The sequence below is a fragment of the Peribacillus sp. QJM3NY_7 genome (assembly GCF_056173225.1).
In genome coordinates, this window is sequence record NZ_CM149663.1 from 1056162 (window position 1) to 1068711 (window position 12550).

At 43.8% G+C, this 12550-nt stretch carries 16 protein-coding genes; 13 read left to right on the forward strand and 3 right to left on the reverse strand.

All coding sequences use genetic code 11. The annotated features are described in order from the left end of the window. Positions 1-31 precede the first annotated feature (31 nt). Together AC0VX1_RS04970 and AC0VX1_RS04975 are read left to right on the forward strand one after the other, a co-directional pair. Positions 32-304 carry a hypothetical protein gene (locus AC0VX1_RS04970; RefSeq protein ID WP_475470172.1) on the forward strand — a complete coding sequence of 91 codons (273 nt, stop codon included), beginning with the start codon at positions 32-34 and terminating at the stop codon, positions 302-304. A 43-nt stretch (positions 305-347) separates the two neighbouring features. Next, positions 348-1610 (forward strand): pyridoxal-phosphate-dependent aminotransferase family protein, encoded by a 1263-nt coding sequence (locus AC0VX1_RS04975; protein ID WP_413022552.1) that lies wholly within the window; start codon positions 348-350, stop codon positions 1608-1610. Between the two features lie 277 nt (positions 1611-1887). Here AC0VX1_RS04975 and AC0VX1_RS04980 read toward each other — a convergent pair whose 3' ends face one another. From AC0VX1_RS04980 to AC0VX1_RS04990, 3 genes are read right to left on the reverse strand one after another with little or no spacing between them, the layout of a single operon-like run. Then, entirely contained in the window at positions 1888-2334 is a 447-nt protein-coding gene (locus tag AC0VX1_RS04980) for a PaaI family thioesterase (protein WP_475470174.1), read from the reverse strand. 14 nt (positions 2335-2348) lie between these two features. Then, positions 2349-3899, reverse strand: coding sequence for a solute symporter family protein (locus tag AC0VX1_RS04985; RefSeq protein WP_475470176.1), 1551 nt, complete (start codon positions 3897-3899; stop codon positions 2349-2351). Beyond that, positions 3896-4249: a DUF485 domain-containing protein gene (locus AC0VX1_RS04990; RefSeq protein ID WP_413022554.1), complete on the reverse strand. Its 354-nt coding sequence runs from the start codon at positions 4247-4249 to the stop codon at positions 3896-3898. Before AC0VX1_RS04990 ends, AC0VX1_RS04985 begins: the two co-directional genes overlap by 4 nt. Positions 4250-4512: 263 nt before the next feature. Between AC0VX1_RS04990 and AC0VX1_RS04995 the strand changes: the two genes are divergently transcribed. From AC0VX1_RS04995 to AC0VX1_RS05045, 11 genes are all read left to right on the forward strand, one after another. Beyond that, complete coding sequence (locus AC0VX1_RS04995; protein WP_475470178.1) at positions 4513-5841, forward strand: phenylacetate--CoA ligase family protein; 1329 nt, start codon at positions 4513-4515, stop codon at positions 5839-5841. A gap of 21 nt (positions 5842-5862) precedes the next feature. Then, positions 5863-6003, forward strand: coding sequence for a hypothetical protein (locus AC0VX1_RS05000; RefSeq protein ID WP_475470180.1), 141 nt, complete (start codon positions 5863-5865; stop codon positions 6001-6003). Positions 6004-6052: 49 nt separating this feature from the next. After that, a complete protein-coding gene (locus AC0VX1_RS05005; protein ID WP_475470182.1) occupies positions 6053-6283 on the forward strand; it encodes a ferredoxin in 231 nt (76 codons plus the stop codon). Positions 6284-6410: 127 nt separating this feature from the next. Beyond that, the gene (paaA, locus tag AC0VX1_RS05010) at positions 6411-7367 is read left to right on the forward strand and encodes a 1,2-phenylacetyl-CoA epoxidase subunit PaaA (protein ID WP_413009348.1); all 957 of its coding nucleotides are present in this window, start codon (positions 6411-6413) and stop codon (positions 7365-7367) included. Positions 7368-7384: 17 nt separating this feature from the next. Beyond that, positions 7385-7744: a 1,2-phenylacetyl-CoA epoxidase subunit PaaB gene (gene paaB, locus AC0VX1_RS05015; RefSeq protein WP_034314912.1), complete on the forward strand. Its 360-nt coding sequence runs from the start codon at positions 7385-7387 to the stop codon at positions 7742-7744. Further along, positions 7734-8534 (forward strand): 1,2-phenylacetyl-CoA epoxidase subunit PaaC, encoded by an 801-nt coding sequence (gene paaC / locus AC0VX1_RS05020; protein WP_475470185.1) that lies wholly within the window; start codon positions 7734-7736, stop codon positions 8532-8534. The genes paaB and paaC overlap by 11 nt, the downstream gene beginning before the upstream one ends. Positions 8535-8558: 24 nt before the next feature. Then, positions 8559-9056 (forward strand): 1,2-phenylacetyl-CoA epoxidase subunit PaaD, encoded by a 498-nt coding sequence (gene paaD, locus AC0VX1_RS05025; protein WP_475470187.1) that lies wholly within the window; start codon positions 8559-8561, stop codon positions 9054-9056. 20 nt (positions 9057-9076) lie between these two features. Next, positions 9077-9382: an EthD family reductase gene (locus AC0VX1_RS05030; RefSeq protein WP_034314904.1), complete on the forward strand. Its 306-nt coding sequence runs from the start codon at positions 9077-9079 to the stop codon at positions 9380-9382. Further along, the gene (locus AC0VX1_RS05035) at positions 9379-10155 is read left to right on the forward strand and encodes an enoyl-CoA hydratase/isomerase family protein (protein WP_475470190.1); all 777 of its coding nucleotides are present in this window, start codon (positions 9379-9381) and stop codon (positions 10153-10155) included. Before AC0VX1_RS05030 ends, AC0VX1_RS05035 begins: the two co-directional genes overlap by 4 nt. Positions 10156-10165: 10 nt before the next feature. Next, positions 10166-10939, forward strand: coding sequence for an enoyl-CoA hydratase-related protein (locus tag AC0VX1_RS05040; protein WP_475470192.1), 774 nt, complete (start codon positions 10166-10168; stop codon positions 10937-10939). A gap of 23 nt (positions 10940-10962) precedes the next feature. Beyond that, on the forward strand, positions 10963-12483 hold the full coding sequence (locus AC0VX1_RS05045) for an aldehyde dehydrogenase family protein (RefSeq protein ID WP_475470194.1): 1521 nt from the start codon (positions 10963-10965) through the stop codon (positions 12481-12483). The last annotated feature ends 67 nt before the right edge of the window (positions 12484-12550 follow it).

Genomic DNA, 12550 nt, shown 5'->3' on the forward strand with positions numbered 1-12550 from the left:
CTCCGGTGGAATCATTCCGACCAGTTCCCATATGGAAACGGACAAGGATGGGGCGTCACCGCCTTTATACGGTGAAAATCATTTAAGAGCGATCATGCGGGCACCACTCCCATTCATAAAGGAAGGATGCTGTCGTCTGGCTTCGGGATTCAATGTTCCGGATGGCATCGGAGAGGAAGAGGTTTTTGAAAGGTTTTGTAAGGACATTTTCGACTCTCGATTCCCTGGCAAAGAAAGCGGAAATGAAGCTGGGGTTTCACAATGGATGGATGTCAAACCTGTTGCGATGGATATGGATTTTTGATTGAAATACTTTATAAAATAGCCTATTGAAGGAGTTGGTAAAAATGGCATATTCAGAATTGAATGCACCGATGAGAACGATCATGACACCAGGACCGGTCGAAGTTGACCCGCGTGTTTTAAGGGCGATGAGCACACCGATATTAGGGCAATTCGATCCTGCATTCACCACTATCATGAATGAAGTGATGGAAATGCTGCGTTTGGTTTTTCAAACGAAAAATAAATGGGCGTTCCCGATAGATGGCACCTCAAGATCCGGTAATGAAGCGATTCTATGCAGCATCATTGAGCCGGGGGATAAAGTCCTGATTCCTATATTCGGAAGGTTCGGTCACTTATTGGTGGAAATCTGTGAGCGATACGGAGCTGAAGTCCATACGATGGAATGTCCTTGGGGTGAAGTGTTCGAACCGCAAGCAGTCATTGCGGAAATCAAGAAAGTCTCCCCAAAAATAACAGCAATCGTGCATGGGGAAACCTCCACTGGTTGTATGCAGCCTTTGAAGGAAATCGGGCGGGCCTGCCGTGAATGGGGTGTCCTGCTTGTTGTGGATGCGGTGGCCTCCATAGGGGGCACTGATGTTAAGGTGGATGAATGGTGTATTGATGGATTGATAGGAGGGACACAAAAATGCTTGTCGGTTCCTTCCGGTATGGCACCGATTACGTATAATGAGCGAATAGAAGAAATCATCCAGTCCCGCAAAAAGGTGGAACGTGGTATTGCCACAGATGAAGACAACCAACAGGTTTCGCTCAGCCGTCCGATCGCCAGTAATTATTTCGATTTAAGCATGCTGCAGGATTATTGGGGACCGCGTCGTTTGAATCATCATACAGAAGCAACTTCCATGATTTATGCGTTACGTGAAGGATTGCGTCTTGTGCTCGAAGAAGGTCTGGAAACGCGCTTTGCCCGTCATGAACTCCACGAAGCAGCTCTCGTTGAAGGGATCAAGGCAATGGGACTAATGTTATTCGGGGATGGGAAAAACAAACTTCCGTGTGTAACTTGCATTGAAATTCCAAAAGGAATCGATGGTGAAGCTGTAAGAGTCATGCTGTTGAATGAATTTGGCATCGAAATCGCTTCCTCATTTGGTCCGCTTCACGGGAAAATCTGGAGAATCGGGACTATGGGATTCAGTTGCAGGAAAGAAAACATCCTGTTTGTATTGGCCTCCTTGGAAGCTGTCCTTTTGCGCCAAGGGTTCCAAGTTAATCGGGGAGAGGCTTTGCAGGCTGCGCTTGATGTATATGTAGGAAAGAAGGAGGAAATGGTAGCATCACAACGGTCTCTTTGATTAATGGATGTACATGTGCATTTCAGTAACCTGGCCATGGTCATTGGGAAGGCATAGAGGGAAAATCGCTTATCAGACGGATGGGATAAGTGAACGTGAGTGCGGGGAGTCGTTAATAGTGATAGATTCCAGTATTGCGGTCAATAACTAAAAGAAGGGTTATAATAGGGGAGGGGGATTCCAATCGGGAATCCCCCTTTTTTTTCGTACGTATCCTTGGAAAATCAAGGGAGAGGAAACCGGACTTATGGATTGCATGTCCGCTTTCAAACGTTACTTATTCAACTTGGTCGACGAAATATTGATTTTTCCTGAATACCATCGCTTCCATGGTTGCAATCAATTCCCTTTCATTTAACACGTCTATTTTATACCAGGCCAGTTTATGGTTTTTCTTGATCTCTTCCGCTCTGGCAGTTAAAATCTCACCCCGTTTGCCAGCTGATAAGAAATTGATGTTGTTTGAAACGCCAACCGCTACTTTGCCATATGAATTGCTGGCTGCTGCGAACACGTAATCTGCAAGTGAAAAGATAATGGCACCATGAACCGTTCCGTGGCTATTTAACATGTGGTCACTTGGAATCAATTCTGCTTCCGCTGTGCCGGGACCGAGTTTCGTCAATCTTATCCCTAGAAAAGAAGCATATGGTTCGTCGACCAGTACTTGTTTGATTTGATCGTAATGCAATTCGTGAATATCCTTATCTAAATGTGCGGTCATGGAAATCCCCCTTTTTAATGGTCTTTTGCTGAACTTATCCCATATCCGGTGTTTGATTTGAACAGTACTTCAGCAAACCTGTTTTCCTCATCTTTTGCCTTTGACAAGATTGTGCCTAAATAAGCTCCAATAAAGCCGAGCGGCACGGTGAAAATGGTCGGGTTGCTCATCGTGAAGAGGGGATCGCCTGTAAAAATCCCCATTCCAGGTTCCGGATTCCATACATTGGGGCTAAGCATGACCAGTATGATGGAGCTGAGTAAACCGAATGACATTCCTGTGATCGCTCCGGTAGAGTTGAAGCGTTTCCAATATATTGTGCAAAGGATGATCGGTAAATTGGCACTGGCAGCAATCCCAAGCGCGAGGACTGAAAGAAAAGCGACATTCATTGATTGTGCGAATAAAGCAAGTAGAATCGAAATGACCGCTACGCCGACAGAAGCCAATCGGGCAACGAGTACTTGCTGTTTTCCCGTAATATTTCCATCCTTGATGATTTCACCATATATATCATGTGCAAAAGCGGATGCCGACGTTAAAACAAGGCCTGATACAACCGCTAAAATCGTGGCAAATGCTACAGCAGAAACGAATGCGAATAAAAATTCACCGCCTATGGTTAATGCAAGTAGTGGAGCGGCCATGTTTCCAGCTGGGTTTGCATCGACGATCCGCTCAAACCCGACGAAAGATGCAGCCCCGAAACCAAGGAAAATCGTCATGATGAAAAATACCCCTATAAACCATGTGGAATATACGACGGATTTCCTTGCAGTAGCTGCGTCCTTTACTGTAAAGAAGCGGACGAGTAAATGCGGAAGGCCGGCTGCTCCAAGGACAAGCGACATATTGAATGAAATCATGTCGAGTCCATCGGTGTATTTATTTCCTGGATCCAAAAAATCCTTTCCGAGCGGTGTTGCAGTTTGGACATGATGAAACATCTCTGAAATGTTGAAATTAAAACGCGAAAAAACGATGAACGTCAACACGCTAGAACCGCCTAGCAAGAGCACTGCTTTGGTGATCTGCACCCAGCTTGTCGCTGTCATCCCTCCGAAAATCACATAAATCGTCATCAGTACACCGACAAGCAGAACGGATAGCCAATAATCGATGCCGAGCAAGAGTTTAATTAATCCTCCTGCACCGACAAGTTGGGCAATCATGTAAAAGATTGAAATGACAAGTGTGTTAGCTGCAGCTATCCCTCGCACTTTTTTTGATTTGAAGCGTGCTGAAATCATATCTGCCAGCGTAAACTTATCTAGATTGCGTAGTGGTTCCGACACTAGATACAATAAGACAAGAAAGGCAACAAGGTTCCCGATGCTCATGTAAAAGCCATCAAAACCAATCAGTGCGATTGCCCCCGTAATTCCGAGGAAAGATGCGGCTGACATAAAGTCACCTGCCACGGCCAATCCATTCTGCCATGCTGTCAATCCGCCGCCGGCCGTATAAAAATCACTGGCATTTTTCGTCTTCTTAGAAGAGTAATAAGTTATAGTAAGCGTTAACAAGATGATGCCCAAAAAAAGCGTGAGGGATAAAATGCTCATTCGCCAAGCTCCTTCTCATATTTATTCAAGATTTGTTTCGACATCTTGTCGTACTTTGCTGCTTTTTTTATATAGACGATTCCCCCTATCCATACGACGGCAAATTGGAGGAGTGCGTATACCCAAGCCCAAGTAATATGGAAGAAGGCTTCGCCTTTCAACACTTCGCTATAAGCAGCCAAAATTGGCAGAACAAAATAAAAAGCAAGAAAGAAGAGAGTGACAGGTACGATGAAAGCTTTTTTTCTTTGGATTAGTTCCTTGAATTCTTCCGTTTCAATTAATTTACGATACTTATTTCCTCTGTCATGTCCTGATGGTGAATGCCCAGTTTTAGCCTGTGATTCCATAGTAAGCCCCCTTTTAATGTAGTACGTTTTTAAAACGAGTGTTTGATAAAATGATATATCATTGTTAAAATTAACATAGTCTGAAAATTTAGTAAATTAGTATTTTGTCTATTCAGTCATTTTGTCTGAATTATAAAAACATGATTGACAACGTAGAAATGACGTATTAATCTTGAACTAAATCATAACGATAATTTATTCTCCGTTTTATTACTGTTATGAATGTCGGTGGGACAATAGTAAAATTGAGGGGGACTGAAAAAATGTACAATCCGGAAGTTGAAACGGCTTCGCGTGCTGAAATGGAAAGTTTACAAATGGCACGCCTTAAAAAAACGATTAGCCATGTTTATGAAAATGTACCTTATTACAGAGAAAAGTTTAGGGAGATGGGCCTGGAACCAGAAGATATTCAAACTCTAAACGATGTGATAAAGCTTCCCTTTACAAAAAAACAGACGCTTCGTGATCAGTATCCATTCGGTTTATTTGCCGTTCCGATGGAGGATGTAACACGCATTCATGGTTCATCCGGAACGAGCGGAAAGCCTACAATTGTCGGGTATACGAAAAATGATTTGGAAATCTGGGCAACAATCGTCGCACGTGGAATTGTAGCTGCAGGAGGCCGCAAGTCAGATATTTTCCATAACGCATATGGATATGGTCTGTTTACAGGGGGCCTGGGCTTGCATTGTGGAGCAGAAAAGCTAGGAGTTGCGACAGTACCCATTTCAGGGGGGAATACCGATAGGCAGATTACGATCATCAATGACTTTAAACCGCGAGGCATTTGCGGAACCCCTACTTATATTTTGAATATCGCTGAAAAGATGGAAGAGATGGGAATTGATCCTGCTGATAATGGGCTTGAGTACGGAATTTTCGGAGCTGAGCCATGGTCGGAGGCAATGAGGGCAACACTTGAGAGGAAACTGAAATTGAAAGCCATCGATATTTACGGATTGAGTGAAATCATGGGGCCGGGAGTTGCGATTGAATGTCATGAAGCACAGGATGGACTCCATATCGCAGAAGACCATTTTCTTGTCGAGGTCATTAACCCGGACACGCTTGAACCGGTTGAGGACGGCGAAGATGGGGAACTTGTATTCACCAGCCTTACAAAGGAAGCGCTTCCAATCATTCGTTACCGTACAGGGGACATCGCCTCAATTACACATGAACCGTGTAAATGCGGGCGTACGACAACTAGAATGTCCCGTGTTAAGGGCAGAACGGATGATATGATCATAGTCAGGGGAGTGAATGTATTTCCATCTGAAATAGAGCGTGTGTTATTCCAAATGGAGGGAATTGTGCCGCACTATCAGATTCATCTCGTTAAGAAGGGAAATATGGATGGTGTTGAACTGCACATTGAAATTGAAAGCGGTTTCTACAAAGAGATTGAAGAAGACTTAACGCATGGGAATGTAGAGATATTAAGGAAAACGATTCAGCATCATTTGAAATCCGCATGTCTTGTCACGATGGATATTGTTGTCAACATCCCAAATAGCATTCCCCGTTCAGAAGGAAAAGCGATTCGTGTCGTTGATAAGCGGAAGGATGAAGTCATTCGTTTGTAAATTCCATGCTCATGAATATGGATGTGGAAACCGGACGATTCTGTCGTTCAGTTCTTTCCAGCTGAAGTATTGATTGGAGTAAGTGGAGCTGAAGAAATCGAACAAGTAAACGACATACATAAAGCGGATGCAATCGTGATTAAATATGGGTTTATCTCTTAATAGAAGAGAAGATTGAGCCAATCATGAAATGGAGAAGGGGGAGGGCCTCTTGTCAAAATATACAGTTGTGGATCAAGAAACCTGCATTGCATGCGGTGCCGCTGCACCTGAAATCTTTGATTACAATGATGAGGGAGTGGCATTTGTCATCCTGGATGAAAATGAAGGAACTGCAGAGGTCCCGGAAGGTTTCTTTGATGATCTGGATGATGCGGTGGAGGGTTGTCCGACAGAGTCTATCAAAGTGGAAACTTCGCCCTTTAAAGTTTTAGTGGATTAAAAGATTCAAAGAAACCCAGAAAATTTCCTTTTATTTTTAAAAAAGACAGAATAGCCTTGCATAAAGTATAACAGTAAAATATAATAACGTTATATAAACGTTACATTTGAAAAAAGAGGTGATTTGGATGAACGTTCTTTTAAATGATATGGCAGGGGAAGAAAAGCTAAATCAATTCATTGCCAGAATCGAAGCGGGAGAAAAGATAGAGGCGGATGATTGGATGCCGGAAGAATACCGGGGCACTTTAATCAAATTAATATCGATGCATGGAATCAGTGAAATCATGGGGGCGCTTCCAGAAAAGGAATGGGTACCTAAAGCCCCGACCTTAAATAGGAAACTTGGAATCATGGCAAAGGTGCAGGATGAAATGGGGCATGGGCAGTTATTGCTTCGCGTCGCCGAGGATTTGCTAAAGCCTTACAGCAAAAAACGGGATGACCTCATGCAAGATTTGTTTAAAGGAGATTTAAAGTTTCATAATGTTTTCCATATGGAAGCCAAATCCTGGGGCGATGCTGGATTGATTGGCTGGCTGGTTGATGGTGCAGCCATCATTTCCCAGACGAACATGCTTGGCGCCTCATACGGGCCTTATGCCCGGGCATTACAGAGGATTTGCGCGGAAGAAGTTTTTCACGCGCAGCATGGTGAAGCGATAATCATGGCTTTGGCTGAAGGGACGGAAGAACAAAGGAAATTGGTTCAAGACTCCATCAATTATTGGTGGGAATCTTTATTACTTTTCTTTGGACCTCCCAGTAAGAATGAAGTGGGCACATCCAAACAGGATATAACGATTAAGTACAAAATCAGAACAAGTACGAATGAAGAACTTCGACAAGCTTTTTTTTCCAAATATGTGAAGCGGATCCTTTCACTTGGCTTCAGCATTCCAGATGAATCGCTTAGGTTTGACAAAGAGTCTGAAACCTGGATTTACCAACAACCCGATTGGGGGAAATTGAAAGTGTACGCAAGGAATGAAGGTCCCCGTTCGCAGGATCGCTTAAGTCTTCGAAGAAATTCTTATGAAAAAAATAAATGGGTACGAGAGGCATTGGCGCCAAAGGTCATTTAAGGGAGGGGGAGGACGATATGGAAACTAGACAAGGAAATTACTTTGAAGAATTTGAAGTATTCAGCCGTAAAACGCAATCATCACCCGTTCAATACCACTTCAGCCTGCTCGCCCCGAATGAGGATATCGCCATCATGATGGCACAAGAAAACTTCATGAGACGTGAAGCGGTTGATGATATCTGGGTCGTGAAAAGACGGAATATACGGAAAATGACGGCCGAGGAAAAGAAAACGCTTCAACGTATCGATAATAAAGACTACAGGACCACAAAAGGGTACGGGTATTTAAAGAAAAAATGGCGGAAGTATGAGCAGGGAATGCTCGATGAAAAAGAGATAATGTCTTGGGCTGGAGGTGTGAAAAATGAGGAATGAATCATTGAAGGACATCACAATCAAGGAATTGCTGCTTCAACTGGCGGACGATGACTTCATCCATTCATACCGTGGTGCAGAATGGTTGGGACTCGCACCGCATATCGAAGAAGATGTTGCATCCGCCTCGATATCCCAAGACACGATGGGGCATGCAGCCATTTATTATAAGTTACTTGATGAACTCGGTGAAGGGGATGCGGATAAGCTGGCTCATGACCGTCCCGCCAAGGAACGGCGCAATGCGATCATTCTCGAATTGGTCAATGGTCCTGGTCACTATATGAAAGACCCGGATTATGATTGGGCGTTTGCGGTAGTGCGGAATTATTTTTATACCCAAGCCAAAGCAATTAAGGTTCAATCCCTTCATTCATGTTCATATGAACCGCTTGCTGAAGTGGCACAAAAGGTACAGATGGAACTTTACTATCATTTGATGCACTGGAAAACCTGGTTCGTCCAATTGCTGGGATCGGGTCACTTGGAAGCGGTTTCGAGAATGAAAGCGGCGATCGGTAAAACAATGCCCGATTTTGCTGGCGTATTTTCACTTGGACAATATGGGGAGGAAATGGTGGAGCTCGGCTTGATAGAGGGCGAAGCTGTTTTACAGAAAAAATGGATCGAGGCCATCACACCAATTTTTGAAAGTGTCGGCTTGGCAGCAACGATTCAAATAGGGATGGCAAGAGGCGATGGCCGCAATGGCCAGCATACGGAAGATTTGGAAAAGGCGCTAGAAACGTTAAGCGAAGTATACGCAAGCGATAAAGCAGCTTCATGGTGAATCAATAAAAAGGGGAGGGGTACCATGGCGACCGTACAGTTAAACACAGAAGAAATATATAGGCTCCTGGAAGACGTTAAAGATCCCGAAATCGATACAGTAAGTATTCTGGATTTAGGGATGGTCCAAGATGTGACTGTTTCGGGCCAGGACGTTTCGGTAAAAATGCTGCCAACTTTTCTTGGGTGCCCGGCATTGTCGATCATTCAAAAAAATGTGGAAACAGCCCTTAAACAGCTGCCTGCCGTAAAAAATGCAAGTGTGGAATTTTTACGTTCCCCTTCCTGGACATCCGATCGAATTACGGAAAAGGGGAAAGCTGGATTGAAGGTTTTCGGAATCTCCCCTCCTCCTCGACAAATGAAAAGTGATGGATCATGGCATGTGGATTGCCCATATTGTGAATCGACATATGTCACGATGGAAAATATCTTCGGTCCAACGGCCTGCCGCAGCATTTTATATTGTAAAGCATGCAAAAATCCGTTCGAAGCGATGAAACCGATGATAAAAATAATCTAATAAAATGGAGGTTTTCTAAAATGGTAAAACTAATCGCCCTTTATAAACAACCTGAAAACAAGGAAGAATTCGATGAGCACTACTTCAATGTACATGGTCCGATAACGGAAAAAATTCCTGGTCTTCAAAAAATGGAGGTTACTAAAATTGTAGGGACCCCAATGGGCAAAGACTCTGAGTACTACATTCTTTGTGAAATGTATTATGAAGACCATGATGCATTGCAACAAGGAATGCGTTCCCCGGAAGGAAAAGCATCAGGGAAAGACCTAATGGGCTTTGCCGGGAAACTTGTAACGATGATGATTGGTGAAGAAATAAAATGAATGCGCTTCAATTCATCGAAACGTCAATCTCGGATGGAATTGGTTATATCTCTTTAAATCGGCCTAAGCAACTTAATGCCCTTAACAGGATAATGGTTAGGGAAATAGTTTCAACCATGGAAGAATTCGACCGGGACCCGCAAGTGAAGGTGATTTTGCTATCGGGCAATGGAAAAGCATTTTCCGCTGGAGCTGATATTGACGAGATGGTGAACGATGATCCAATCAGTATGGAGTTAACGAACCAATTTGCCGATTGGGACCGAATAACCCTAGTCAAGAAGCCTGTGATTGGTGCGGTGAAAAGTTTTGTATTCGGCGGTGGTTTTGAACTTGCTTTATCCTGTGATTTCCTGATTGCCGCTAGCGATACCCAGTTTTCCTTTCCTGAAGTGACACTAGGGGTCATGCCTGGTGCAGGAGGAACCCAAAGATTGACGAAATTGGTAGGCAAGACGAAGGCACTTGAATGGATTTTGACGGCTGAAAGGATAAAGGCAAAGACAGCCCTGCAATATGGTTTCATTAATAAGATCGTGGCACCTGAATTGTTAATGGAAGAATCGGTTGATTTTGCTAGAAAGATAGCAAAGCAACCCCCGTTAGCTGTAAGGCTGATCAAAGAATCCATCAATAAGGCCGTTGATTATCCCTTAAATGAGGGCATGCAATTTGAACGTAAGAATTTCTATATCCTTTTCGCATCAGAGGACCAAAAAGAAGGAATGAAAGCATTTGTTGAAAAAAGGGAGCCAAAATTCAAAGGCGGATAAGGGGTGCTCTATGTACGAAACAATCAAATATAGTGTTGAAAATGGAGTGGCTTGGCTTACTTTGAACCGTCCTGATAAACTAAATGCCTTTACGTCCCAAATGAATAAGGAAATACAAAAAGCGATCAAAATATCCGCAGGGGCAGATGAAGTCCGGGCCATTATCATTACTGGGGCAGGCAGGGCATTTTGTTCGGGGCAGGATTTATCGGATGTTGATGAGGGCATGAATTTAGGCCAGAAGCTGCGTGAGGATTACGGTCCGATGATGGAGCAAATAGCAAACTGTGAAAAACCGATCATTGCAGGAGTCAATGGAGTGGCTGCAGGTGCTGGCTTCAGCCTGGCGCTGGCATGCGATTTTCGGCTTGTTTCTGAAAAAGCCAGTTTTTTAAATGCCTTTGTCAATATCGGATTGATTCCTGATTCGGGGAATCTGTATTACCTTTCGCGAATCGTTGGTCATGCGAAAGCCCTGGAATTATCTTTATTGGGCGAAAAGGTTACGGCTGGCGAGGCGAAAAATATCGGGCTCGCTACAAAAGTGATCGGTGTGGAGGAGTGGAACGAGGAATTGAAAGCCTTTGCAGAAAATATCGCAAACAAACCAACGAAGGCAATCGGATTAATCAAAAGATACTTAGAGGCGTCCTATCATCTTTCATTGGAAGAATACTTAAAAGAAGAAGCGGAGGGTCAGCGCATTGCTGGCTTAACGAAGGATTATGCAGAAGGTGTGGCAGCATTCACTGAAAAAAGGAAAGCTCAATTCATAGGCAAGTAATAAAGAAAAGGGAGTGGGATTACATGGTTAGAGTACAAGAGGCGGCATTTGAAAAAGCGGAAATGAAGCGTGATTATTATCATCTGATCATTAATGGGGAAAGAGTCGAAAGCTCTGATGGTTCCACAATTGATGCGTACAATCCTGCGACTGGTGAAATCATTGCCAAGGTTGCAAAGGCGACCAAGGAAGATGCAGAAAAAGCTGCTCAAGCTGCACGTGAAGCATTTGATAATGGGAAATGGAAGAGGACTCCGATTAACAAACGGTCTCGTGTTTTGAACAAAATTGCAGCGATCATGCGTTCACGCTTTAATGAATTGGTTGAATTGGAAGTCCTGAACAGCGGCAAATCCATTTCTGCAGCGCAAGGCCAAGTCATGCAGGCAATTGAAGATTTCGAGTTTTATGCAGGAGCGTTAGTTGCACACCGCGGCTCTGTGAATAATGTGCCTGGTCAATTCCATAACTATACGGAAAAAGAGCCAGTAGGCGTTTGTGCCCAAATCATCCCATGGAATTACCCTATGATGATGGCTGCGTGGAAAATTGCACCTGCAATCGCGGTTGGCTGTTCAGTGATCGTTAAGCCAGCCTCGTTAACGCCGCTGACGGCCATTGTTTTAGGGGAAATCTGTTTAGAAGCAGGTGTTCCTTCAGGCGTGGTCAATATCATTCCAGGTCCTGGATCGGACGTAGGGAATTACCTTGTTCAGCATCCGAAAGTGAATAAGGTGGCCTTCACGGGTTCTACGCCAATCGGCAGAGATCTTATGGGCAAGGCTTCACAGACATTAAAAAGGGTCACATTGGAGCTTGGCGGCAAGTCCCCTAATATTGTTTTTGAAGATGCAAACCTTGAGGCAGCCATCGATGGATCATTATATGGAATTTTCTATAATACTGGACAGTCTTGCGAAGCTAGATCCCGTTTATACGTTCACGAAGACATATACGATGAGTTCGTTGCCAGATTCGTAGAAAAGACGAAAAAATTGAAATTGGGCAATCCGCTCGACAAAGAAACACACATCGGTGCAGTCATAGATCAAGGGCAATTGGATGTCATCGACAATTATGTCCAATCTGCCATTACTGATGGAGCGAAGATCCTGACGGGAGGAAAGCCAGCGGTCATTGAAGGTTTCGAAAACGGTTATTGGTATGAGCCGACGGTCATAGCGAATGTCAATCATGAAATGGATGTAGTGAAAGAGGAAATATTCGGGCCGGTCGTTGTCATAATGAAATTCAAAGATGAAAAAGAAGCTGTGAGGCTCGCGAATGATACGGAATTCGGTTTGGGTTCAGCCCTTTGGACAAAAGATGGCGGGCGTGCGACTAGAGTGGCGAATCAAATAGAAGCGGGAATCGTCATGGTGAATTGCCCATTCTCCGCATTTCCTGGAACACCTTTCGGAGGGTATAAACAGTCAGGATTCGGCCGGGAACTTTGCATTGAGACACTTGATCTTTATACAGAAACGAAGAGCATCATTTCCTATCATGGAAGCCGTCCGTTAAATCCATTTGGAATTCAATAAAACAAAAAAATAGACGGCTGGCTGAACGGTATGTCGGAAAAGTAATTCAGGTATGGTTGAATGCTTA